Source organism: Alteraurantiacibacter buctensis, from assembly GCF_009827655.1.
GTDB lineage: Bacteria > Pseudomonadota > Alphaproteobacteria > Sphingomonadales > Sphingomonadaceae > Alteraurantiacibacter > Alteraurantiacibacter buctensis.
Window position 1 is genome coordinate 841,998 of record NZ_WTYV01000002.1, and the last position, 22,501, is coordinate 864,498.

The following is a 22,501-nucleotide window of genomic DNA, read 5'->3' on the forward strand; positions in this document are numbered from 1 at the left end:
GGCATCGCACCGCCCAACCGATCTGTCGGGCGCGGCCACCGCTTCACCGGGATGCGGGGCCAATCGAAAGCTCGCCTTGCGATAAGGCGGACGGTCGAAGTGAAGGCGCGCGATTAGACGATACGCCGCACAAGTCAACCCTCAGGAGTCGGACTGGCGCGGTGGCTTGACCAGGTAGCGCATGATCCCGCGCATGGTGCGCACTTCCAGGTGGTTCCAGCCGGGCCGGGTCAGCACGTTGCGCATGGTCAGGCGGCTGGCTTCGGCGCGGGCGGCGGGGCGGAAATAGCCACGCTGGTCCAGCGCTTCCTCCATCTGGATGATCAGGCCTTCCAGTTCCTCCTGCGGCGCGGGAGGCAGGATGTCCTCCACCGTCGGCTGCACCAGGGCCTGTCGCTTCGACCATTCGTAGGCGCACAGGATCACCGCCTGGGCCAGGTTCAGGCTGCCGAATTCCGGGTTGATCGGCACGGTCAGGATCTTGCGGGCGAGGGCCACGTCGGCCGTCTCCAGGCCGGAGCGTTCCGGGCCGAACAGGAAGGCACTGCGGCCAGGCTGCGTGGCCACTTCCTGCGCGGCCTGCTCTGGCGTCACGACCTCCTTGGTGACCCCGCGCTTGCGCACCGTGGTGGCATAGACATTGGCGCAATCGGCCACGGCCTCGGCAGTCGTCTCGAACACCTGTGCCCGTTCCAGCACCACGTCCGCGCCCGAAGCGGCGGGACCGGCGGCAGGGTTGGGCCAGCCATCGCGCGGGGCCACCAGGCGCATTTCGGTGAGGCCGAAGTTCAGCATGGCCCGCGCCGCCTTGCCGATGTTCTCGCCAAGCTGCGGGCGCACCAGCACGACGACCGGAGCCTTAGTCTCCACCGACATCGCGCACCTGGCTGGCGAATTCCTCGAAATCGCGCGCCTCGCTGAAGTCGCGATAGACACTGGCGAAGCGGATGTAGGCCACCGAATCGATCTGCCGCAGCCCGTCCATCACCATGCCGCCGATGCGCGAGGAGGGGACTTCGGCATCGCCTGACGTTTCCACCTGCCGCTGGATGCCGGAGACGAGCTGGTCGATCCGTTCCTGCTCGATCCCGCGCTTGCGGCAGGCAAGGCCGATGGCCTGCTCGATCTTGGCGCGGTCGAACGGCTCGCGCTTGCCGCCGGTCTTCACCACGGTGACATCGCGCAACTGCACGCGCTCGAAGGTGGTGAAGCGCCCGCCGCAGCTTTCGCACTGGCGCCGGCGGCGGATCGAGGTGTTGTCCTCAGTCGGCCGGCTGTCCTTCACCTGGCTGTCGTCATGGGCACAGAACGGGCATCTCATGGATTACGGACGGATTCGCTTGTAGAGCATGATCGTGGCCCCGGCGAGCAGGCCGATCGGCCAGGTGACCACGGGCAGCAGTGCGGCGGCTACCGCACCGGCACCGGCTGCCACCAGCACCGGCTTGGTCGACGGGTGGGCCATGCCTTCGCGGCCCATGTCCTTCACTTCGGCGATGGCATCCACCAGGATGCGGCTGTCGATCGGCTTTTCGGGATCGTTCATGGGCACTTACCTTCCGGGATAGACGGGGAAGGCGGCGCACAGTTCGGCAACCTGCCGGCGCACGCGCTCTTCCACCTGGGCGTCACCCTCATCGCCATTGCGGCTCATGCCATCGACCACTTCGGCGATCATCTGTCCCACCCGGCGGAACTCCGCCGGTCCGAACCCGCGGGTGGTGCCCGCGGGGGTGCCCAGCCTGACCCCCGAGGTGACAAACGGGGAGGCCGGATCAAACGGTATCGCATTCTTGTTACAGGTGAGGAAGGCGCGGTCGAGGCCCTTCTCCGCCGCCTTGCCGCTGACGCCCTTGGCCGACAGGTCGACCAGCATCAGGTGGTTGTCCGTGCCGCCCGAGACGATGTTGACGCCGCTTTCCATCAGGCTGGCGGCCAGCGCCTTGGCGTTTTCCGCGATCGAGGCGGCATAGGCCTTGAACTCAGGGCGCAGCGCCTCGCCAAAGGCCACGGCCTTGGCGGCGATCACGTGGACCAGCGGGCCGCCCTGCATGCCGGGGAACACGGCCATGTTGATCGGCTTGGTGAACTTCTCGTCATTCCACATGATGATGCCGGAACGCGGGCCGCGCAGGCTCTTGTGCGTGGTGCTGGTCACGATGTGGGCGTGCGGGAAGGGGTTGGGATGCGCGCCGCCGGCGACGAGGCCGGAGAAGTGCGACATGTCGGCCAGCAGCACGGCGCCAACCTCGTCAGCGATCTCGCGAAAGGCGGCAAAGTCCCACAGGCGGGGATAGGCGGTGGCGCCGCTGATGATCAGCTTGGGCTTGTGCTGGTGGGCCAGGGCGCGGACCTGGTCCATGTCGATCAGGCTGTCCTCGCGCCGCACGCCATAGGGCACGGCATTGAACCACTTGCCGCTCATGTTGACCGGGCTGCCATGGGTCAGGTGGCCGCCGCTGGCCAGGTCCAGGCCCATGAAGGTATCGCCCGGGTTGAGCAGGGCCAGGAACACCGCCTGGTTCATCTGGCTGCCGCTGTTGGGCTGCACGTTGGCGAAATTGGCGCCGAACAGCTGCTTGGCGCGTTCGATGGCCAGCGTCTCCACCTCGTCCGCATAGTCGCAGCCTCCGTAATAGCGCTTGCCCGGATAGCCTTCGGCATACTTGTTGGTGAACACGCTGCCGGTGGCCTCCAGCACGGCCGGGCTGGCGATGTTCTCCGACGCGATCAGTTCGATCCGGTCCCGCTGGCGGCCCAGTTCGCGGCCGATGATGGCGCACACTTCCGGATCGGCTTGTTCCAGCGTGTCATGCCAGAAGCGGTTGAGCGCGTCGGACTGGGCATGGGGAAGGGAAGACATCAGGCAATTTCCTGCGACTGGGGGAACTGGGGACTGGTGAGCTTGTCCACGCGGCCGGCATGGCGGCCGCCTTCGAACTCGGCGGCGAGGAAGGTCTCAAGGCAGGTGCGCGCCATGTCCGGCCCGATCAGCCGGGCGCCCATGGCGATCACGTTGGCATCGTTGTGCTCGCGCGCCAGGGCGGCGGCATAAGGCTCGTTGACCAGGGCGCAGCGCACCGCGGGGTGGCGGTTGACGGCGATCGAGATGCCGATGCCCGATCCGCACAGCACCACGCCGCGCTGGGCCGAACCATCGGCAATCGCCTGGGCCAGCTTGTAACCGTAATCGGGATAGTCGACCCGGTCGGCGTTGTCCGGCCCCAGGTCCAGCACATCGTGGCCCCAGTCTCGCAGCGCCTGCGCCAGGTCGGCCTTCAGCGCGAATGCGGCATGGTCGGAGGCGATGGCGATGCGCAAGGAATCTGTCCTGTTAGTGATCCGGGGATTCGTTCTGGGGTGCACTTAGGCCCGACCACCGGCCAATTCCACCCCTGCTAAGCTGTCAGGTGGCCAAGCCAGCCTTTTTGCCGTGTCCAGCTTGCCATCATTTGATTAGTCAGACAAATAGCTCTGCGAGGAGCCGCCGGGAACATGCGGCCGGGAGTGGGGAGAATTGACGATGGATGGCACGGGTCTGGCAGCATCGCGCCGGGTGTTCCTGGCAGGCTTTTCGGCACTTGCCGCCTCCGTGCCTCTGGGCGGTCTGCGCGCGGCTGATGGGGCTATGGTCCAGACCACTGCCGGCAGGGTGAGGGGCGGGATGGACCGGGGTGTCCACGTGTTTCGGGGCGTTCCCTACGGCGCGCCGACCGGCGGGGCCAACCGCTGGCGCGCGCCGCAGCCGCGTGCGCCGTGGCGCGGCGTGCGCGATGCCAGCATCTACGGCCCGGCTGCCCCGCAACATCCCGACCAGGCGTTCGACGACCGGCCCGATGCCGCGCGCCCGTCCGAGGATTGTCTGGTGGTCAACATCTGGACCCCCGGCCCCGATCCGCAGGCCCGCCGCCCCGTAATGGTGTGGCTGCACGGCGGCGGCACGGCGGTCGGCTCGGGCCAGGAATACGTCAACGACGGGACCAACCTGGCGAGCCGGCAGGACGTGGTACTGGTGACGGTCAACCACCGCCTCAACGCCTTCGGCTACCTGTGGTTCGATGATCTGGCCCCCGCCGGATCGGTGGACGCCAACGTGGGCCAGCTTGACCTGGTGGCGGCACTGGCCTGGGTGCGCGATAACATCGCGAACTTCGGCGGCGATCCGGGCAACGTGACCATCTTCGGCCAGTCGGGCGGGGGCGGCAAGGTCTCGGCCCTGCTCGCCATGCCGGCGGCGCGCGGCCTGTTCCACAAGGCCATCCTGCAAAGCGGCTTTTCGGTCACCGGGGGCAACAAGCTGGCTTTTCGCGAGGTCACAGCGAAACTATTTGACGCCGCCGGAGTGGCGCGGGGCAACGTCGATGGCCTGCGGGCACTGACCACCGAGCAGGTGCAGGCTGCGTACTGGACCGCCAGCAACGGCGTGCCCCTGCGCGGCAGCGGGATCGTGACCGACGGCGTGGTGCTGCCGCGCGATCCGTTCGATCCGAACCTGCCGGTGCCATCGCCCGACATCCCGCTGCTGCTGGGCCACACGGCGCAGGAGACCACGGTGCTGTTCCCGCCGCCCGAGGCCTTTACGGTTAGCTGGGAAGGCCTTCCTGCTCTGCTGGGCGGGGGCAATGCACTGAACCTCTACGGAGCTGCGCGCGAGGCCGGGCCGCTGGTCGAGGGATTCCGCCGCCTGCATCCGCAAACCTCGCCCAGCGACATCTATTTCGCCATCACCACAGCCGGGGGCATGGGCCGCAACGCCCGCATCGTGCTCGACAAGCGCCTGGCGGGGGCCACCGCCCCCACGTACCAGTACCTGATGGCGTGGAAGACCCACGTGCAGGATGGCCGCCTGGGGGCCACCCACGGCACCGAGCTGCCGATGGTGTTCGATACCGCGCAGCAGCGTTTCGGCCTGATCGGGAATGACCAGGCCCAGTTCCAGGCGATGGCCGATGTGGTCAGCCCCATGTGGGCGCAGTTTGCCCGCACCGGTAATCCCAACAGGCCGGGCCTGCCCGAATGGCCCGAATACCGGCGCGGCGAGCGGGCGGCGATGGTGTTCGACGTGCAATCGCAGGCATTCAGCGATCCACTGGGGCCGGAACTGGCACTGATCGAACGCTATTATTGAGAGGGACCAGGATGGACCGCAGGACTTTCATCGCCGGCAGCATGGCCGCAGGATCGCTGGCGGTGGCGGGGCATGCGGCGGCGGCCACGCGCGACTGGTCGGGCCTTTCGCCCGTCCGCTATCCCGACCCGGACGTGCTGGTGCTCGATCCGCGCTTCGGCAAGTACAAGCTGGGCAACGCCGCGATCGAACGGGTCCATACCGGCAACCGCTGGGCGGAAGGGCCGGCGTGGAATGGCGCGGGGCAGTTCCTGGTGTGGAGCGACGTGGCTGAAAACGTGCAGCGCCGTTGGCTGGCAGACGACGGGCGGGTGACAACCTTCCGCAACCCGTCAGGCTATTCCAACGGCAACACCTTTGATTTCGAGGGTCGGCAGATCACCTTCGAGCACGGCGGGCGGCGGGTTCTGCGCTTCGAGCACAGCGGCGCGGTGACGGTGCTAGCCGACAGCTTCAACGGCAAGCCTTTCAACGCCCCCAACGACGGCGTGGTCACGCCCGATGGCGCGCTGTGGTTCACCGATCCCGGCTATGGCAGCATGGTCGATTATGAGGGCTATGCCCGGCCGCTGGAACTGAAGGAGGCAGTCTATCGGCTGGACCTGGCAACGGGTAACCTGCGGGTGGCGACCGATGCCCTGCTGAAGCCCAATGGCCTGTGCTTCAGCCCGGATTACCGTACGCTCTATGTGGTGGACACCGGCGGCGATGTGCCCAAGCCGATCTACGCCTTCGATGTCGGCAGCGACGGGCGGCTGTCCCGCCAGCGCGTGTTCGCCACCATGGCCTACAACGGCATGGCCGGCGGGTCTGACGGGGTACGCGCCGATGTCGACGGCAACATCTGGGCGGCGGCGGGCTGGGCGGGCGAGGGGTTCGACGGGGTCCACGTGTTTGCGTCCGACGGCACCCGGATCGGGGCGATCATGCTGCCCGAGATCTGCAGCAACCTCACGTTCGGCGGCCCGCGCCGCAACCGGCTATTCATGACCGCCAGCCAGTCGGTCTATGCGCTTTATGTTGAGACGCGCGGGGCGCACGTCTGCTGACGGGTCACTGGTTCGCGCGGATCATGTCGGCCGCCTTTTCGCCGATCATCATGCAGGCGAGGTTGGGGTTGCCGCGCGGCAGGCTGGGCATCACCGAGGCATCGGCAATCCTCAGCCCGTCGATGCCGTGAACCCGCAGGCGGGCATCGACCACGGCCATGGCATCGTTGCCCATGCGGCACGAGCAGCCCGGGTGCGCGCGGTGGGTGGCGGTGCGGCGGATGAAGGCCGTAATGTCGGCATCGCTGCGCACCGCCTCGCCCGGCAGGTTCTCGCGCGCGATCAGCCGGGCCAGCGGCTCTTGCCGGTAGATCTCGCGCGTCAGCCGGACCGATTGCACCATGCCCTCCATATCTCCGGGGGCGGAAAACATGTTGAGGAAAATGCGCGGCGGGCTGGCCGGATCGGCATCGCGCAAGCGCACCCAACCGCGCGATTTCAGCGGCAGGTAGCCGGTGCGGACCGAGATGCGGCTCACCGGTTTGCGGAAGCCTGGCAGCCACAGCCGCGCATCGCCCGATAGCGGCAGGCACATCATCTGCACGTCTGGCCGATCCGCATCGGGGCGTAGGCGGGTGAAGATATTGGCCAGGGTGCCGGTAAAGGCGAAGGGGCCGGTGCCGTTGGCAAACCAGCGCGCGGCGGCAAGGGCCGCGCGGTCCAGCCGCAGGTGGCGGGTGAGGCCTCCATCCTCCTTCAGGTCCCACTCGTTGATCACCACCGGATGATCGGCCAGGTCATTGCCCACGCCGGGCAGGGCATGGACCGGCTCCACGCCCGCCTCGCGCAGGTGATCGGGGTTGCCGATGCCACTCAGCATCAGGATATGCGGGCTGCCATAGGCCCCGGCGGAGAGCACGATTTCGCTGACCGCACGGGCCCGCTCGCTGCGGCCCTGGCGGACATAGTCGACAGCCACCGCGCGGGTGCCGTCCAGCACGATGCGGGTGACCAGCGCGCCGGTGACAACGGACAGGTTGGTCCGGCCCATCGCGGGTTGCAGATAGGCGCGGGCGGAACTGGCGCGGCGGCCGCCAGCCACGGTCGATTCCATGCGGCTGATGCCGTCCTGCTCCCGCCCGTTAGGGTCTTCGTTGACCGGAATGCCCGCCGCCAGTGCCGCGTCGCGGTGGGCGTCCCACAGCAGATCGTCCCCCACCATCCGCGTGATGCCAACCGGACCGTGTCCGCCGTGCAGGTCGCTGGCCCCCCGCCAGTGGCTTTCCAGCTTCCGGAAATATGGGAGCACGTCCTCATAGCTCCACCCGGGCAGTTGCCCAGCGGCCCAGTCATCGAAATCGCGCCGGTTGCCGCGCACGGCGATCATCGCGTTGATAGATGAGGTTCCGCCCAGTGTGCGACCGCGCGGGATGCCCAGTGTTCGCCCATCCAGCGCCGGTTCGGGCTCGCTTGCGAATTGCCAGGTGCCGATCCTCCCCAGCGCCACGCGCGGGAAGGCCAGCGGCATCAGTTGCAGGGGATGGCGGTTTGGCCCGCCCGCCTCCAGCAGCAAAACCCGACATGCCGGATCCTCGCTCAACCGCGCCGCCACCACGGCCCCGGACGAACCGGCACCGATCACGATATAGTCGTAATCCCTCTCCACGCGCGGAACATGGCAGGCGGACCGGCATCGTGTCCATCGCGATGCGGCCCTGAAAGCAGTACTCAGCCTGTTTGCGGAGTAAACTGCGGTGCCGCTTCGGGATGGGACGCCAGGTAATCAGCGACTTGCTGGCGAAGGCGGCCGGACATTTGCCGGTTCAGTTCCTGGACCTGGCCGAAGTATTCGGAATTGGTTGCCGCAACGGCCGGATCGCCCACCAGCGATGTCGCGCTCGACAGGTAGCGACGGCCGCTTGGCGTGCGAGCAAAGGCATGGATGTCCTGCAGCTCAGCCAGCGTGAAGCGATTGACATAGGCCACGGCGGTTGCGCCAAGCAGGTTGGGCAGGTGATCGTTGACCGTCGGCCGCAACATTTCGGGAATGTTTGCCATGTAGTTTTCGAGGATGGCGCGCAGGCCGGCATCCTCGATCGTCTCGAGCCTGATCGATGCGGCGAACTGGCTGACCATTTCCGCCATCATGTCCTGCATCATTTCCTCGCGCTTTTCAGGCGGGAACATGACGTCGATGATGGCGCGCGCCTCGGCCATCTCCTGTGGGTCGAGGCTGGCCGATGCATCCCGCGCCGTGGCTGCCATGGCAAAAGCGGGCAGGGCGGCCAGAGCCAACCCTGCCGCCATCGGCAACAGGCGGGTGAAGAGCATCGGTCCTACTGGTCGAGGAAAGAGCGCATTTTGCGGCTGCGGCTGGGGTGCTTCAGCTTGCGCAGCGCCTTGGCCTCGATCTGCCGGATGCGTTCGCGGGTGACCGAGAACTGCTGGCCCACTTCCTCCAGCGTGTGATCGGTGTTCATGCCGATACCGAAGCGCATGCGCAGCACGCGTTCCTCGCGCGGGGTCAGGCTGGCGAGGACGCGGGTGACCGTTTCCTTGAGGTTGGCCTGGATCGCCGCGTCCACCGGGATCACGGCGTTCTTGTCCTCGATGAAATCGCCCAGGTGACTGTCCTCCTCGTCGCCGATCGGCGTTTCGAGGGAGATCGGCTCCTTGGCGATCTTCATCACCTTGCGGACCTTCTCCAACGGCATGGAGAGGCGTTCGGCCATTTCCTCCGGGGTCGGTTCGCGGCCCTGCTCGTGCAGGAACTGGCGGCTGGTGCGCACCAGCTTGTTGATCGTCTCGATCATGTGCACCGGGATGCGGATGGTGCGCGCCTGGTCGGCGATCGAGCGGGTGATCGCCTGCCGGATCCACCACGTGGCATAGGTGCTGAACTTGTAGCCGCGGCGGTACTCGAACTTGTCGACTGCCTTCATCAGGCCGATGTTGCCTTCCTGGATCAGGTCCAGGAACTGCAGGCCGCGGTTGGTGTACTTCTTGGCGATGGAGATCACCAGCCGCAGGTTCGCCTCGACCATTTCCTTCTTGGCAATGCGCGCCTCGCGCTCGCCCTTCTGCACCATGTTCACGATGCGGCGGAATTCGTTGAGGCTCATGCCGGTGGCAGCGGCAATATCGGAAATCTCGGCGCGGATGCGCTCCACCGCGTCGGCTTCCTTCTCGGCGAAGGCGGCCCACTTCTTGTCCTTGCCGGCCATGTTGGCCAGCCAGGCATCGTCCAGTTCGTTGCCGACGTAGGTTTCCAGGAAGTCCACCCGCTTCACCTTGTGCCGTTCGGCCAGGCGCAGCATCTGCCCGCCCAGCGTGGTCAACCGGCGGTTGAAGGCATAGAGGTTGTCCACCAGGTATTCGATCTTGGTGGCGTGGAACTGCACGCTCTCCACCTCGGCGGTGAGCTGTTCGCGCAGGTCCTCGTACTTCTTTTCCTTGGCCTTGGGGAATTCCTCGCCCCGGCCCAGCACGTCGACCCGCTCGGCCTGCAGGCGCTCGAAGGTCTTGAACAGGTCGGTGATGCGGGCAAAGCGCTCCAGCGCCTCGGGCTTGAGGGCCGCTTCCATCTGGGCGAGGGACATGGTGTTGTCCTCCTCGTCCTCTTCCTCGCGGCGGCGGGTGCGGGGCTCGCCGTCCTCGTCCAGTTCCTCCTCTTCCTCTTCCTCCTCTGGCTCCTCTTCCTCCTTGAAGGTGGGACCGGCGGTGGCTTCGGAGATCTCGGGCTCCTCATCGTCGTCCTCGGCGCCTTCCTCCATCTTGTCGACGGGCGGCTCCTTCGAGAGCATGGCGTCAAGGTCGAGGATTTCGCGCAGCTGCATCTCGCCGCTGTTGAGCGCTTCGGACCAGGTGATGATGGCGTGGAAGGTGATCGGGCTTTCGCACAGCCCCATGATCATCGTGTCGCGGCCGGCCTCGATGCGCTTGGCGATGGCGATTTCGCCCTCGCGGCTGAGCAGTTCCACCGCGCCCATCTCGCGCAGGTACATCCGCACCGGGTCATCCGTGCGCTCGCCCACGCCGGCGGCGCGCTTCTTTTCGGGGACGTTGGTGTCTTCGGCGGATTCGCTGCCATCATCGTCATCGGCGGCGTCGTCGGCTTCCTTCTCGCCGTCCTCGTCGGCGGCATCCTCGTCACTCTCGACGATCTGCACGCCCATTTCGGAGATGGCGGCCTGGATGTCCTCGATCTGGTCGGACGACATCTCGCCCTGGGGCAGGGCGTCGTTCAGCTCATCATAGGTGATGTAGCCCTTGCGCTTTGCCTTTGCGATCAGCTTCTTGATGGACGCTTCGTTGAGGTCGATCAGCGGGGCATCGTCGTTCTTGCCGGTGGTATCGTCAGACGCCATCTTGTTTGTTTCATTCCGTTTCTGGAGCACCGGAAGCGTCTGCGCCGCCCCCTGCCATATTGTCCTGCCGTTCCGCCGCGGCGGCACGTTTGCGAGCCATTTGCCCGAGTCGCGACTCGATTTCCAGCTTTCGTTTGCGCAGCCGCTGCTGCTCGGCGAAAGCGCCTTCGGGATCGGTAGCAAAGCGGGCGGTGGCCGCAGCTATAGCCTCTTCCAGCTCGGGCCTTTCGACCAGCAGGGCAACAGCTTCGGCCAGGTCCTGTCGCGCGTCGTCCGGGTGGGCGCCTTCATCAAGGAAGGAGAAACGGGTTTTGCCCGGCGGCGGTGGCAGGATGCCTGGCGGCAATATGGGGGGCGGCGCGCCGGGGTCAAGGGCGTGGGCCATGTCGAGCAGCGCATCGACTGAGGGGGCCGTATCCGGCACGGCGGCGGCGAGGCGCATAAGGTGCTCGGCGTGGCGGTCGATCTGGTCCGGATGGCGGGCCAGGCCGTTGAGCACTGCGGCGGTCAGCATGTCGCGGAAGGAACCTGTGGCAGCTTCCTTCAGCCGCGCCGTCATCTGCGGGCTTTGCGCCGGGGCGGGGGCGGGACCGCCGCGCTTGCCCGGTTGCCACTCGCGCTTGACGAATTCGCGTTTTGGAAAAGCGAAGGCCGAGAAGCGGTCCATCAGGTCGCGCCGATAGAGCGCCTTGATATCGGGGTGCTGGATGGCCTCGATATGGGCGTTGAGGCGTTCCTTCAGGCCCGCCTTGTCTTCCGGCGAGGCAAGGGGAAGGGCGGCCTGCTCGTGCTCCCACACCAGGTCCAGCATCGGCTTGGGACTGGCGAGCAGCGCTTCCATCGCCTTCGCGCCCTGCTTTTTTACCACATCGTCCGGGTCCTGCCCTGCGGGGAGCTGGACGATCTGCAAGGAATGGCCAGGGCGCAGCAGGGGCAGGGCGCGGGCGACCGCTTTCATCGCCGCGCGCTGGCCGGCGGCATCGCCATCGAAGCACAGCACCGGCTTGTCGGCCATGCGCCACAGCAACTCGGTCTGTTGCTCGGTCAGCGCTGTGCCCATCGGGGCCACCACGTCCTCGATCCCCGCAGCTGCCAGGGCGATCACGTCCATGTAGCCTTCCACCACCACCACCCGGTTGGTGCGGCGCGAGGCAGGACCGGCGCGGTGCAGGTTGTAGAGGGTGCGGCCCTTGTCAAACAGCGGGGTGTCCGGGCTGTTGAGATACTTGGCCACGCCATCACGGCTTTCCAACACGCGGCCACCGAAGGCGATCACCCGTTCGCGCGCATCGTGGATCGGCAGCATCAGGCGGCCACGAAAGCGGTCGTACGGCGCCTTGTCGTCCACCTTGATCAGCAGGCCGGCTTCCACCAGCATCGGCTCCTCGAACCGGGCGAGGGCGGTTTTCAGCGCGGTGCGGTCATCGGGCGCGAAGCCGAAGCCGAAGCGTTCGATGGTGCGCTGGTTGAAGCCGCGCTGCTTCAGGTAGGCGCGCGCTGCCGCACCCGCAGGCGTTGCCAACTGCGCCACGAACCACTGCTGCGCCGCTTCCATCACATCGTGCAGCCCGGCGCGCTGCTGGGCGACTTCCGCCGCGCGCGGATCGGCGCGGGGGACTTCCATCCCCGCCTGCGCCGCCAGTTCCTTCACCGCATCCATGAAGGTCAGGCCGCGCTGGTCGGTCATCCAGCGGATCACGTCCCCGTGGGCCTGGCAGCCGAAGCAGTGGTAGAAGCCCTTCTGGTCGTTGACGTAGAAGCTGGGGCTCTTCTCGTTGTGGAACGGGCAGCAGGCCTTCCACTCACGCCCCGCCCGGATGAGCTTGGTAGTTCGCATGATCACGCTCGAAAGCGTGATGCGCGAGCGCAGTTCATCCAGCCATTGGGGTGAGAGGGCCATGCGCGACCCTATCCGTTCGGATCGAGCGAAGTCGAGAGATTTAGGCCAAAGCCGCCTTCACCAGCCCGCTGGCGATGCTCATGTCTAGCTGGCTGCCGTGGCGGGCCTTCAGTTCGGCCATCACCTTGCCCATGTCCTTGATGGACGACGCGCCGATTTCGGTCTTGATCGCCTCGATCGCGGCCACGGTGGCGGCCTGGTCCATGGTCTGCGGCAGGAATTCCTCGATCACCGCCAGCTCGGCCTTTTCCTGGTCGGCCAGTTCCTGCCGGCCGCCCTGTTCGTACAGCGCAACCGATTCGCGGCGCTGCTTGGCCATCTTGCGCAGCACGTCCACCACCAGGTCGTCGTCGTTGTCCGGGGCCTTGCCGGTGCGCAGCTCGATATCGCGGTCCTTGATCTTCGCGCCGATCAGGCGCAGCGCGGCGGTGCGGCCCTTGTCGCCGGCCTTCATGGCGGAGACGGTTTCGGTCTTGATGGTATCGCGCAGCATGGTCTGGTACTTTCGGTGGATAGATCGGTGGCACGCGCAATTAGCGCGATATTTCGCACTTGCACAGGTTGACGTGAAGGGTCCGCGTCTCTAGCGGCTGGGACTTAGCACGCATCGCTGGAAACCCTTGTAACGGAGCGCCCCCCATGGCCGACACCGCCTCTACGTCTGCGCAACCAAAAGGCGCGACGGGAGTCCTCGTACTCGCCGACGGAACGATTGTCTGGGGCAAGGGCTTTGGCGCCACCGGCTCCGCCGTGGGCGAGGTGTGCTTCAACACCGCGATGACCGGCTACCAGGAGGTGATGACCGATCCCTCCTACGCCGCGCAGATCGTCACCTTCACCTTCCCGCACATCGGCAACGTGGGCACCAATGCCGAGGACGTGGAAAGCGCGGTGGAAGGCGCGGTGGGCTGCGTTGTGCGCGAGGAAGTGACCCGGCAGTCCAACTTCCGGGCCGAGCGTGAATACGTGGAATGGATGAAGGACAACGGGAAGATCGGCCTTTCCGGCATCGACACCCGCGCGCTGACCCGCCGCATCCGCCAGTCCGGCGCCCCCAACGCGGTGATCGCGCATGAGCCTTCGGGCAAGTTCGATCTCGACGCGCTGCTGCAGCGGGCGATGGAATGGCCGGGGCTGGAAGGCATGGACCTGGCCCAGCGCGTGACCCGCACCAAGCACCACAATTGGGAAGGCGGCTCGTGGAAGCTGGGCCACGGCTATGGCCGCGCGGCTTTCGACGCCCGCCCGCACGTGGTGGCGATCGACTATGGCGCCAAGGACAACATCTTCCGCAACCTGGTGAAGGCGGGGGCGAAGGTGACGGTGGTGCCGGCCAGGACATCGCTGGAGGAAATCCTGGCGCTGAAGCCCGATGGCGTGTTCCTGTCCAACGGCCCCGGCGATCCGGCGGCCACGGGCGAATATGCCGTGCCGGTGATCAAGGCGCTGCTGGACATGGACATGCCGCTGTTCGGCATCTGCCTGGGCCACCAGATGCTGGCGCTGGCGGCGGGCGGCAAGACCACCAAGATGCACCAGGGCCACCGCGGCGCGAACCACCCGGTCCAGCGCGTGGGCGGCAACTGGGGCGCAACCGAGGGGCTGGTGGAGATCACCAGCATGAACCACGGCTTCGCGGTGGATGCGGCGACTTTGCCGGACAACGTGATCGAGACGCACCGCTCGCTGTTCGATGGCAGCAACTGCGGCATTTCGATCAGCGGCAGGAAGGCCTTCGGGGTGCAGTACCACCCGGAAGCCAGCCCGGGGCCGCAGGACAGCTTCTACTTGTTTGAAAAGTTTGTGGGGATGTTGGGGTGAGCGCGATGGATTATCAGCACTTTCGCGACACTTTGATCGTCGCGATTGCTGATGCTCAATCGGATGAGCGAGTCAGGCCGGTGGTCCTTTACACATTGTGCAAGAGCCTAGGACTCGCAGAGCATCACTCTTGGATAAATTCATTACCCGCAGATCTTGAAAGTCTAGGATATGGGAAAAACTGCTCAACTCTTTCAGATCCGAAATTTTTGATCAACGGCGCCGGACTTTCGCGAGCCGTTGAAATTCGGAAGGCTAGACGACCGTTGACTATCAGGGAGCGCATTAGCTCACTTCCCCTTGGCAAAGGCGCTTGGGACATTTTCAAGATTGGCCTCGGTGTAATCCTGGGCATCCTCGCAACGAAATATTTTGGACAGGCATAAATGCCCAAACGCACTGACATCTCCTCGATCCTCGTCATTGGCGCCGGCCCGATCATCATCGGCCAGGCGTGCGAGTTCGACTATTCCGGCACGCAGGCGATCAAGGCGCTAAGGGAGGAGGGTTACCGGGTGATCCTGGTCAACTCCAACCCCGCCACGATCATGACCGATCCGGAATTTGCCGACGCCACCTATATCGAGCCGATCACGCCCGATATCGTGGCCAAGATCATCGAGAAGGAGCGGCCCGATGCGCTGCTGCCCACGATGGGCGGGCAGACCGCGCTCAACTGCGCGCTGAAGCTGGAGGAGATGGGCGTCCTCGCCAAGTACGGCGTGGAGATGATCGGCGCCAAGGCCGATGCCATCGACAAGGCCGAGAACCGCCAGCGGTTCCGCCAGGCGATGGACAAGATCGGGCTGGAGAGCGCCCGCAGCGGCGTGGCCCATACGCTGGAGGAAGCCTACGAGATCCTTGAGCGCACCGGCCTGCCCAGCATCATCCGCCCCAGCTTCACGCTTGGCGGCACCGGCGGCGGCGTGGCCTATAACAAGGCCGAGTTCGAGCACATCGTCCGCAGCGGCCTGGATGCCAGCCCCACCACCGAGGTGCTGATCGAGGAATCGCTGCTCGGCTGGAAAGAGTTCGAGATGGAAGTGGTCCGCGATCGCAAGGACAACTGCATCATCGTCTGCTCGATCGAAAACGTCGATCCGATGGGTGTCCACACCGGCGATTCCATCACCGTCGCTCCGGCGCTGACGCTGACCGACAAGGAATACCAGATCATGCGCAACGCCAGCATCGCGGTGCTGCGCGAGATCGGCGTGGAGACGGGCGGTTCCAACGTGCAGTTTGCGGTCAACCCCAATGATGGCCGCCTGATCGTGATCGAGATGAACCCGCGCGTGTCGCGGTCTTCCGCGCTCGCTTCCAAGGCCACCGGCTTCCCCATCGCCCGCGTCGCGGCCAAGCTGGCCGTTGGCTATACGCTGGACGAGATCACCAACGAGATCACCGGGGCCACCCCGGCCAGCTTCGAGCCGACCATCGATTATGTGGTCACCAAGATCCCGCGCTTTGCCTTCGAGAAGTTCAAGGGCGCCGAGCCGCTGCTGTCCACCGCGATGAAGTCGGTCGGCGAGGTCATGGCCATCGGCCGCAACTTCAAGGAATCGCTGCAGAAGGCCCTGCGCGGGCTGGAGACGGGCCTGGACGGGTTCAACCGCGTGCTGGAGCTGGAGGGCGCCCAGCGCGACGTGATCACCGCCGCGCTCAGCAAGGCCACGCCGGACCGGCTGCTGAAAGTGGGCCAGGCCTTCCGCGAAGGGTTCACCGTGGACGAGATCCACGCCATCACCCACTATGACAAGTGGTTCCTGCGCCACATCTGCGAGATTATCGACGAGGAGCGCAAGCTGGGCGAGGAGGGGCTGCCGAACGATGCGGCGGGCCTGCGCCGCCTCAAGGCGATGGGCTTCTCCGACAAGCGCCTGGCAACGCTGGCCGTGCGCTCCGTGGGTGTGGCGGGTGGTCTTGCGGAAACGCAGGCCAAGCGGTCCGGCCTGCTGCACGACGCCCTGCGCGCCATGGCCGGGGCTACCAGCGAGCAGGAAGTGCGCGAACTGCGCCACAAGCTGGGCGTGTTCCCGGTGTTCAAGCGCATCGACAGCTGCGCGGCGGAGTTCGAGGCGATCACGCCCTACATGTACTCGACTTACGAAGCGCCCAGCTTCGGCGTGGCCGAGGACGAGGCGATGCCCAGCGACCGCACCAAGGTGGTGATCCTGGGTGGCGGCCCCAACCGCATCGGGCAAGGCATCGAGTTCGACTATTGCTGCGTCCACGCCTGCTTCGCGCTGGCCGAGGCCGGCTATGAGACGATCATGGTCAACTGCAACCCGGAGACGGTCAGCACCGACTATGACACCAGCGACCGCCTGTATTTCGAGCCGCTGACCGAGGAAGATGTGCTGGAGATCCTGCGCGTCGAGGTGTCGCGCGGCACCGTGCTGGGCGTGATCGTGCAGTTCGGCGGGCAGACCCCGCTGAAGCTGGCCAACGCGCTGGAGGAAGCGGGCATCCCGATCCTGGGCACCAGCCCCGATGCCATTGACCTTGCCGAGGACCGCGAGCGGTTTGCCAAGCTGGTCAACAAGCTGGGCCTGAAGCAGCCGAAGAACGGCATCGCCCGCAGCCGTGACGAGGCCGCCGCAGTGGCCGCGCGCATCGGCTATCCGGTGCTGCTGCGCCCCAGCTATGTGCTGGGTGGCCGCGCAATGGAGATCGTCGACAGCGAAGCGCAGCTCGACAACTACATCGCCACGGCGGTCAACGTGTCGGGTGACAGCCCGGTGCTGGTGGACCAGTACCTGCGCGATGCCATCGAGTGCGACGTGGACGCGCTGTGCGATGGCGAGCAGGTGGTGGTGGCTGGCGTCATGCAGCACATCGAGGAAGCCGGCATCCACTCCGGCGATTCGGCCTGCACCCTGCCGCCCTACAGCCTGCCGGCAGAGATTGTGGCCGAGATGGAACGCCAGGCCGAGGCGCTGGCCAACGGCCTTGGCGTGCGCGGGCTGATGAACGTGCAGTTCGCGGTGAAGGACGGCGAGGTTTACCTGATCGAGGTGAACCCGCGCGCCAGCCGCACCGTGCCCTTCGTCGCCAAGGCCATCGGCCAGCCGGTGGCCAAGATCGCCAGCCGGGTGATGGCGGGCGAGAAGCTGTCCACCTTCCCGCCGTTCAAGCGTGACCTGCCCTATATGGCGGTGAAGGAGGCCGTGTTCCCCTTCGCCCGTTTCCCCGGCAGCGATCCCGTGCTGACGCCGGAAATGAAGAGCACCGGCGAAGTGATGGGCATCGACCGCAACTTCGCCACTGCCTACGCCAAGTCGCAGATCGCCGAGGGGACTCAGTTGCCCGAAAGTGGCACCTTGTTCGTCTCGGTCAAAGATAGTGACAAGGTGCATATCCTTGAGCCGGTGAAGCAGCTTGCCGCCCACGGTTTCAAGGTGGTGGCCACCGGCGGCACCGCCAAGTACCTGGCCGATGCCGGCGTGATCGTGGACCGCGTGAACAAGGTCGCCGAAGGCCGCCGCCATATCGTGGACATGATCGTTGACGGGGATATCGCCCTGATCTTCAACACCACCGAAGGCTGGCAGAGCCACAAGGACAGCCAATCGATCCGCGCAACGGCGCTGACCGGCAAGGTGCCTTACTACACCACGGCCTCGGCGGCGGCGGCGGTGGCGCAGGCGATCATTACGGTCCGGGCGGCTGACCTTGCGGTTCGCGCAATGCAGGACTATTATAACGACTGAACCGATTTCGCTCCCCCGACATCGACAGGCGCCACAAGCCACCGCACAGCGCGGGGGCGCGGCGTTTCTGACAAGGTGGCCGGGTCAAGACAGGGAATGCTATGGAACGAGTGCCCATGCTGGCGGAAGGCTATGAAAAGCTGACTGCCGATCTGAATGCCCTGCGCAAGGAACGCCCCAAGATCGTCGACGCGATCGAGGAAGCGCGCGCGCATGGCGACCTGTCCGAAAATGCCGAGTACCACGCCGCCAAGGAACGCCAGGGCCAGGTGGAAGCGCAGATTGCCGAGCTGGAAGACAAGGTCAGCCGCGCGCAGATCATCGATCCCACCACGCTTTCGGGCGACCGGGTGGTGTTCGGCGCCACGGTGACCGTGCTGGACGAGGACGACAAGGAGCACCGCTACCAGATCGTCGGCCAGGCCGAGAGCGACGCCAAGAACGGCCGCATCTCGTATGACAGCCCGCTGGGCCGTGCCCTGATCGGCCGCTCGCTGGGTGATGAGGTTGAGGTTACCGTGCCTTCTGGCGACCGGTCCTACCTGATCGAGAAGGTCGAGTTCATCTGAGTTTCCGGCAGCCGCCGGGTAATCCCGCCGGCTGCCCCGGAACCCTCAGTTGCCGGCCAGTGACGGCTCCAGCAGCTTGTGCAGGTGCACGATCACGTATTTCATTTCGGCATCGTCCACCGTGCGCTGGGCCCAGCCGCGCCAGGCCTCCTCGGCCTCGGCATAGCTGGCGTAGAAGCCTACGACGTGGATATCCTTCAGGTCCTGGAATTCGACACCAGTGGTGTCGACCACCTTGCCGCCCATGACGAGGTGGAGGAGTTGCTGGGCCATCGATATTCCCTTCTTGGCTGCACCGGTTTCTTCCGCAAATTGCTGAAACCGCCACCCGCTGCAAGTGCGAAAAGGGCGTAGCGGGCAATCAGCCGCGGGTAAAACTGCGCGTGATGGCGCGGCCGATCTGGCGCGCGGCATCCCGGGTGCTGTCAGCCGCTTCGTCCAGCTTCTCGGCTCCGGCCTTGCGCGCCGTGGCCGTGGTCTCCAGCACCTGGCTGAGGAGCGAGGCGGCCACTTCGCTGCCCACGGCGGCGAGGCCGGCGGCCCGTTCCCCGGCATAGCGGCCGGCGCGGCGGGTGGGCGAGTTCTTGAACAGGGCGCTGATCAGCACGCCCAGCGCCAGGCCGCCGGCCACCGTGGCCACCGGATGCTGCTTGGCAAAATCGGCCACCTCGTCACGGGCGACGGCGGCCTTTTCACCGATGGTCTTCATCAGGCTGTTGGCGCGCTCGGCCTGTCGTTCCTGCGCGGCGGCGATGCGGTCCTTGATTTCCTGGCGCTTGTCGGCGGTGGTCTCTTCCATGGTCAGGTTTCCTGTTCTGTTCGAATTGCTGTTTCGTCCGCGCCGTCTTCGTCCGCCCCGTCGGTCTCGTCGTCGCCGGTCAGCCCGTCGATCATGCCCTGCACCAGGTCGCCCAGCCGGTCGCGGAACAGGAAGGCGGCCAGGCCCAGCGCGGCCACGGCCACGCCGCCGGACAGCTTGCCCTTGTTGTCGTGCACGAATTCGGCGGCACCATCGGCCACGGTGTGGGCATAATCGCTTGCGGTGGCAATCACGTGGTTGGCAAAGCCGGGCTCTCCGGCACCGGCCTTGAACCAGGCGACCTGCGCCCTGACAACGCCGCGCGCTTCATCACGCATGGCGCGGTCTTCTATCAGGCGGCGTTTCATCGGCGACATTGGCTCTACTCTTCGCTTTCCCTGATCGCGCCGGCTGCATCGCGCCAGCGGCCTGCGGCGGAACGGGTGATTAGCAGTGCCACCAGCAACAGGGCGGCGGTGACCAGCAGGGTCGATCCCAAGGCACCCAAAAGGGGCATCAGAGAAATGATCAGCCCCACCGTCAGGCCTATCAGGGCCACCAGCGCCAGCACTGCCGCCACGACCAAAAGTGCGATGGCCTGCTTCAGCGAGGCAGCGACAAATCCGGCCCGGGTCTTCTGATAGGCTACTTCGGCATCGAACCAGATGCGCGCGTCGACCAGCAGGTCTTCCACATCACCCAGCAGCGAGCGGCGCGCCGCCTCGCTCTCATCCGTCACCGGCGCCGCGTCGGGCGCCGGTGCGGCACTATGCTGTTCCCCCGTCAAGGGGGCTTACCGGCGCAGGAGGCGCGAGATCAGGAAGCCGGCAAGGGCCGCCAGCCCGATGGCCTTGCCCGGATTTTCGCGCACGAACTGGCGCGCGTCCTCGGTCAGTTCGTCGACGCTGCGATCCTGCAGGGTGGTGCCGGCGCCGCGCAGCTTCTGCGAGGCGGTGCGGGCATAGTCGCCGTACTTCTGGCCCAGCTTCTCGTCGATCACGGCGGTGTTGTCGTCCACCACGCGGGCGAGCGAGCCGAGCGCTTCCCCGGCCTTGTTTTTGCCCTCAACGGCCAGCTCCGCCACCTTCACCTTGGCCTCGGCAGCCCAATCCTCGCCCCGGGCCAATGCCTCGTCGGCATAGGTGGAGGCGCGCTGGCGGGCATCGGCGCGCAGGGCCACGGCCCCGGCGCGGGCTTCCTCCAGCGCGGCGTTGAAGCGCGAGCGCGCCTCTGACGAGGTAACGGGCGCTTCCGGGCTGGTCGAGCTGGTCGTGGCCGCAGTCACCGGAGCAACTTCGCCCGCTGTTTTCGCAGCGCCGGCCTTGGTGGTCTTGGTAGCCATGAATAAACCCCTTTCAATCGTCACGCCGCCTCTCGGGCGGCCGGAAGAACCAGCGATCCTGTGGCATAGTTACCGCAGGCATTCGAATAGCTCAACGTCGCTTGCACCCTGCCGTTCCCCGGAATAGGAGGCAGCCACAGCCGATATGGGACACCCCCTGCCGTTTTCAACGCCGCCTTCCGGCGCACTTTCAGGAGCCCTTGCATGACCGCGATCCTCGACATCCACGGCCGCGAAATCCTCGACAGCCGGGGCAATCCCACGGTGGAGGTGGACGTGCTGCTGGAAGACGGCAGCTTCGGCCGTGCGGCCGTGCCCAGCGGCGCCAGCACGGGCGCGCACGAGGCGGTTGAACTGCGCGATGGCGACAAGAGCCGTTACCTTGGCAAGGGCGTGCTGAAGGCGGTGGACGCGGTCAACGGCCCGATTGCCGAGGCGCTGATCGACCTTGATGCCGAGGACCAGCGGTTCATCGACCAGGTGATGATCGAGCTGGACGGCTCGCCCAACAAGGCCAACCTTGGCGCCAACGCCATTCTGGGGACCAGCCTGGCCGTGGCCAAGGCGGCAGCCAATGCCCGCGGCCTGCCGCTCTATGCCTATGTCGGCGGGGTATCGGCCCACGTGCTGCCGGTGCCGATGATGAACATCATCAACGGCGGTGAACATGCCGACAACCCGATCGACTTCCAGGAATTCATGATCATGCCGGTGGGCGCGCCCACTCTGGCGGAAGCCGTGCGCTGGGGCGCCGAGGTGTTCCACACGCTGAAGAAGGGCCTGCACGAAAAGGGCCTGGCCACCGCCGTGGGGGACGAGGGCGGCTTTGCCCCGAACCTTGCCAGCACGCGCGATGCGCTGGATTTCATCATGGCCAGCATCGAGAAGGCCGGGTTCAAGCCGGGTGACGACATGGTGCTGGGGCTGGATTGCGCCGCCACCGAGTTCTTCAAGGCCGGAAAGTACGAGATCAGCGGCGAGGGGCTGTCTCTCAGCCCCGCCCAGATGGCCGAATACCTGGCCGACCTGACCCGCGCCTATCCCATCATGACCATCGAGGACGGCATGAGCGAGGACGATTTCGAGGGCTGGAAGGCGCTCACCGATGCCATCGGCGACAAGGTGCAACTGGTGGGTGATGACCTGTTCGTGACCAACCCGGCCCGCCTGAAGATGGGCATCGAGAAGGGGCTGGCCAATTCGCTGCTGGTCAAGGTCAACCAGATCGGCAGCCTGTCGGAAACGCTGCAGGCGGTCGATGTGGCGCACCGTGCGGGCTATACCAGCGTGATGAGCCACCGTTCGGGCGAAACCGAGGATGCCACCATTGCCGACCTGGCGGTGGCCACCAACTGCGGCCAGATCAAGACCGGCAGCCTCGCGCGCTCGGACCGGCTGGCCAAGTACAACCAGCTTATCCGCATCGAGGAAGAACTGGGCGACAGCGCGGTCTATGCCGGGCGCGGCTGCTTCGGTCGCCTGAGCCGCTGAGCTTACGGGCTGGGGCGGGTCACTCCCGCTCCATTTCCCGCTCTACCTCGCGTTCGACCTGCTCGGCCACAGGCTCCAGCCGCTCCATCACGCGGCGGTTCTTGCGGCTCAGCAGGTATTGCCACACGCCCCAGGCGTTGATCAGCAGCAGCACCGCGTTCATCGCGGCGATCGGCGTGGATCCGCTGGTGAGGCCCGAGACGATCCAGGTCAGCGATACCGCGCAGAACAGCACGAAGCCCCAGCCGGTGGCCTTGCGGCCCAAGTCTGCGGCGATAAGTCCGGCGGCCAGCATGGTGCCCAGCGCTGCGATCCATTCCAGGGGTCCATCCATCGCCTGACAGCGCAGCAGGGCGGGCGCGGTTCCCATTCGCTTGCCAAG

The 22,501-nt window shown here is 66.1% G+C and carries 23 protein-coding genes; 7 read left to right on the forward strand and 16 right to left on the reverse strand.

Annotated elements, in window-relative coordinates; all coding sequences use genetic code 11:
• Positions 1-141: 141 nt before the first annotated feature.
• From GRI99_RS08615 to rpiB, 5 genes are read right to left on the reverse strand one after another with little or no spacing between them, the layout of a single operon-like run.
• On the reverse strand, positions 142-876 hold the full coding sequence (locus GRI99_RS08615) for an RNA methyltransferase (RefSeq protein WP_160771591.1): 735 nt from the start codon (positions 874-876) through the stop codon (positions 142-144).
• Entirely contained in the window at positions 860-1,321 is a 462-nt protein-coding gene (gene nrdR, locus GRI99_RS08620; protein WP_160771592.1) for a transcriptional regulator NrdR, read from the reverse strand. Before nrdR ends, GRI99_RS08615 begins: the two co-directional genes overlap by 17 nt.
• Positions 1,322-1,324: 3 nt before the next feature.
• The gene (locus tag GRI99_RS08625) at positions 1,325-1,546 is read right to left on the reverse strand and encodes a hypothetical protein (RefSeq protein WP_160771593.1); all 222 of its coding nucleotides are present in this window, start codon (positions 1,544-1,546) and stop codon (positions 1,325-1,327) included.
• Positions 1,547-1,552: 6 nt separating this feature from the next.
• The gene (glyA, locus tag GRI99_RS08630; RefSeq protein ID WP_160771594.1) at positions 1,553-2,863 is read right to left on the reverse strand and encodes a serine hydroxymethyltransferase; all 1,311 of its coding nucleotides are present in this window, start codon (positions 2,861-2,863) and stop codon (positions 1,553-1,555) included.
• Positions 2,863-3,321 (reverse strand): ribose 5-phosphate isomerase B, encoded by a 459-nt coding sequence (rpiB, locus tag GRI99_RS08635; protein ID WP_160771595.1) that lies wholly within the window; start codon positions 3,319-3,321, stop codon positions 2,863-2,865. Before rpiB ends, glyA begins: the two co-directional genes overlap by 1 nt.
• A gap of 202 nt (positions 3,322-3,523) precedes the next feature.
• Here rpiB and GRI99_RS08640 point away from each other — a divergent pair, with 202 nt between their 5' ends.
• Together GRI99_RS08640 and GRI99_RS08645 are read left to right on the forward strand one after the other, a co-directional pair.
• Positions 3,524-5,128: a carboxylesterase/lipase family protein gene (locus tag GRI99_RS08640; protein ID WP_160771596.1), complete on the forward strand. Its 1,605-nt coding sequence runs from the start codon at positions 3,524-3,526 to the stop codon at positions 5,126-5,128.
• An 11-nt stretch (positions 5,129-5,139) separates the two neighbouring features.
• Positions 5,140-6,177, forward strand: a complete 1,038-nt coding sequence (locus tag GRI99_RS08645) for an SMP-30/gluconolactonase/LRE family protein (RefSeq protein WP_160771597.1) — start codon at positions 5,140-5,142, stop codon at positions 6,175-6,177.
• Between the two features lie 4 nt (positions 6,178-6,181).
• Here GRI99_RS08645 and GRI99_RS08650 read toward each other — a convergent pair whose 3' ends face one another.
• The 5 genes from GRI99_RS08650 to GRI99_RS08670 all read right to left on the reverse strand — a co-directional run bounded on the left by GRI99_RS08650 (position 6,182) and on the right by GRI99_RS08670 (position 12,877).
• The gene (locus GRI99_RS08650) at positions 6,182-7,783 is read right to left on the reverse strand and encodes a GMC family oxidoreductase N-terminal domain-containing protein (protein WP_160771598.1); all 1,602 of its coding nucleotides are present in this window, start codon (positions 7,781-7,783) and stop codon (positions 6,182-6,184) included.
• A gap of 62 nt (positions 7,784-7,845) precedes the next feature.
• Entirely contained in the window at positions 7,846-8,448 is a 603-nt protein-coding gene (locus GRI99_RS08655) for a DUF2059 domain-containing protein (protein WP_160771599.1), read from the reverse strand.
• Positions 8,449-8,453: 5 nt separating this feature from the next.
• Positions 8,454-10,484 carry an RNA polymerase sigma factor RpoD gene (gene rpoD, locus GRI99_RS08660; protein ID WP_160771600.1) on the reverse strand — a complete coding sequence of 677 codons (2,031 nt, stop codon included), beginning with the start codon at positions 10,482-10,484 and terminating at the stop codon, positions 8,454-8,456.
• 10 nt (positions 10,485-10,494) lie between these two features.
• Positions 10,495-12,384: a DNA primase gene (gene dnaG, locus GRI99_RS08665; RefSeq protein ID WP_160771601.1), complete on the reverse strand. Its 1,890-nt coding sequence runs from the start codon at positions 12,382-12,384 to the stop codon at positions 10,495-10,497.
• 40 nt (positions 12,385-12,424) lie between these two features.
• Positions 12,425-12,877, reverse strand: coding sequence for a GatB/YqeY domain-containing protein (locus tag GRI99_RS08670; RefSeq protein ID WP_160771602.1), 453 nt, complete (start codon positions 12,875-12,877; stop codon positions 12,425-12,427).
• Positions 12,878-13,023: 146 nt separating this feature from the next.
• Between GRI99_RS08670 and carA the strand changes: the two genes are divergently transcribed.
• From carA to greA, 4 genes are all read left to right on the forward strand, one after another.
• Positions 13,024-14,205, forward strand: a complete 1,182-nt coding sequence (gene carA / locus GRI99_RS08675; protein WP_160771603.1) for a glutamine-hydrolyzing carbamoyl-phosphate synthase small subunit — start codon at positions 13,024-13,026, stop codon at positions 14,203-14,205.
• Entirely contained in the window at positions 14,202-14,591 is a 390-nt protein-coding gene (locus GRI99_RS08680; protein WP_160771604.1) for a hypothetical protein, read from the forward strand. Before carA ends, GRI99_RS08680 begins: the two co-directional genes overlap by 4 nt.
• Positions 14,592-17,918 (forward strand): carbamoyl-phosphate synthase large subunit, encoded by a 3,327-nt coding sequence (gene carB, locus GRI99_RS08685; protein WP_160771605.1) that lies wholly within the window; start codon positions 14,592-14,594, stop codon positions 17,916-17,918.
• A 101-nt stretch (positions 17,919-18,019) separates the two neighbouring features.
• Positions 18,020-18,487, forward strand: a complete 468-nt coding sequence (gene greA, locus GRI99_RS08690; protein ID WP_160771606.1) for a transcription elongation factor GreA — start codon at positions 18,020-18,022, stop codon at positions 18,485-18,487.
• A 45-nt stretch (positions 18,488-18,532) separates the two neighbouring features.
• Here the strand turns inward: greA and GRI99_RS08695 are convergent, their stop codons facing one another.
• The 5 genes from GRI99_RS08695 to GRI99_RS08715 form a co-directional block, all read right to left on the reverse strand.
• Positions 18,533-18,760, reverse strand: coding sequence for a DUF4170 domain-containing protein (locus GRI99_RS08695; protein ID WP_160771607.1), 228 nt, complete (start codon positions 18,758-18,760; stop codon positions 18,533-18,535).
• Positions 18,761-18,848: 88 nt separating this feature from the next.
• Positions 18,849-19,286 carry a hypothetical protein gene (locus tag GRI99_RS08700; RefSeq protein ID WP_160771608.1) on the reverse strand — a complete coding sequence of 146 codons (438 nt, stop codon included), beginning with the start codon at positions 19,284-19,286 and terminating at the stop codon, positions 18,849-18,851.
• A gap of 2 nt (positions 19,287-19,288) precedes the next feature.
• Positions 19,289-19,663, reverse strand: coding sequence for a hypothetical protein (locus GRI99_RS08705; protein WP_160771609.1), 375 nt, complete (start codon positions 19,661-19,663; stop codon positions 19,289-19,291).
• 5 nt (positions 19,664-19,668) lie between these two features.
• The gene (locus GRI99_RS08710) at positions 19,669-20,025 is read right to left on the reverse strand and encodes a phage holin family protein (RefSeq protein ID WP_160771610.1); all 357 of its coding nucleotides are present in this window, start codon (positions 20,023-20,025) and stop codon (positions 19,669-19,671) included.
• Between the two features lie 54 nt (positions 20,026-20,079).
• Complete coding sequence (locus GRI99_RS08715) at positions 20,080-20,628, reverse strand: hypothetical protein (protein ID WP_202392988.1); 549 nt, start codon at positions 20,626-20,628, stop codon at positions 20,080-20,082.
• A gap of 204 nt (positions 20,629-20,832) precedes the next feature.
• On the opposite strand from GRI99_RS08715, the gene eno reads away from it, so the two are divergent.
• On the forward strand, positions 20,833-22,119 hold the full coding sequence (gene eno / locus GRI99_RS08720; protein WP_160771611.1) for a phosphopyruvate hydratase: 1,287 nt from the start codon (positions 20,833-20,835) through the stop codon (positions 22,117-22,119).
• A gap of 19 nt (positions 22,120-22,138) precedes the next feature.
• On the opposite strand, the gene GRI99_RS08725 is transcribed toward eno, so the two are convergent.
• Positions 22,139-22,489, reverse strand: coding sequence for a hypothetical protein (locus GRI99_RS08725; RefSeq protein WP_237438195.1), 351 nt, complete (start codon positions 22,487-22,489; stop codon positions 22,139-22,141).
• Positions 22,490-22,501: the final 12 nt, after the last annotated feature.

Coding starts and splice junctions, on each gene's coding strand:
- GRI99_RS08615 (WP_160771591.1), bottom strand. CDS start 876: ATGTCGGTGGAGACTAAGGCTCCGGTCGTCGTGCTGGTGCGCCCGCAG.
- nrdR (WP_160771592.1), bottom strand. CDS start 1,321: ATGAGATGCCCGTTCTGTGCCCATGACGACAGCCAGGTGAAGGACAGC.
- GRI99_RS08625 (WP_160771593.1), bottom strand. CDS start 1,546: ATGAACGATCCCGAAAAGCCGATCGACAGCCGCATCCTGGTGGATGCC.
- glyA (WP_160771594.1), bottom strand. CDS start 2,863: ATGTCTTCCCTTCCCCATGCCCAGTCCGACGCGCTCAACCGCTTCTGG.
- GRI99_RS08640 (WP_160771596.1), top strand. CDS start 3,524: ATGGATGGCACGGGTCTGGCAGCATCGCGCCGGGTGTTCCTGGCAGGC.
- GRI99_RS08645 (WP_160771597.1), top strand. CDS start 5,140: ATGGACCGCAGGACTTTCATCGCCGGCAGCATGGCCGCAGGATCGCTG.
- GRI99_RS08655 (WP_160771599.1), bottom strand. CDS start 8,448: ATGCTCTTCACCCGCCTGTTGCCGATGGCGGCAGGGTTGGCTCTGGCC.
- rpoD (WP_160771600.1), bottom strand. CDS start 10,484: ATGGCGTCTGACGATACCACCGGCAAGAACGACGATGCCCCGCTGATC.
- dnaG (WP_160771601.1), bottom strand. CDS start 12,384: ATGGCCCTCTCACCCCAATGGCTGGATGAACTGCGCTCGCGCATCACG.
- GRI99_RS08670 (WP_160771602.1), bottom strand. CDS start 12,877: ATGCTGCGCGATACCATCAAGACCGAAACCGTCTCCGCCATGAAGGCC.
- carA (WP_160771603.1), top strand. CDS start 13,024: ATGGCCGACACCGCCTCTACGTCTGCGCAACCAAAAGGCGCGACGGGA.
- carB (WP_160771605.1), top strand. CDS start 14,592: ATGCCCAAACGCACTGACATCTCCTCGATCCTCGTCATTGGCGCCGGC.
- greA (WP_160771606.1), top strand. CDS start 18,020: ATGGAACGAGTGCCCATGCTGGCGGAAGGCTATGAAAAGCTGACTGCC.
- GRI99_RS08695 (WP_160771607.1), bottom strand. CDS start 18,760: ATGGCCCAGCAACTCCTCCACCTCGTCATGGGCGGCAAGGTGGTCGAC.
- GRI99_RS08700 (WP_160771608.1), bottom strand. CDS start 19,286: ATGGAAGAGACCACCGCCGACAAGCGCCAGGAAATCAAGGACCGCATC.
- GRI99_RS08705 (WP_160771609.1), bottom strand. CDS start 19,663: ATGTCGCCGATGAAACGCCGCCTGATAGAAGACCGCGCCATGCGTGAT.
- GRI99_RS08715 (WP_202392988.1), bottom strand. CDS start 20,628: ATGGCTACCAAGACCACCAAGGCCGGCGCTGCGAAAACAGCGGGCGAA.
- eno (WP_160771611.1), top strand. CDS start 20,833: ATGACCGCGATCCTCGACATCCACGGCCGCGAAATCCTCGACAGCCGG.
- GRI99_RS08725 (WP_237438195.1), bottom strand. CDS start 22,489: ATGGGAACCGCGCCCGCCCTGCTGCGCTGTCAGGCGATGGATGGACCC.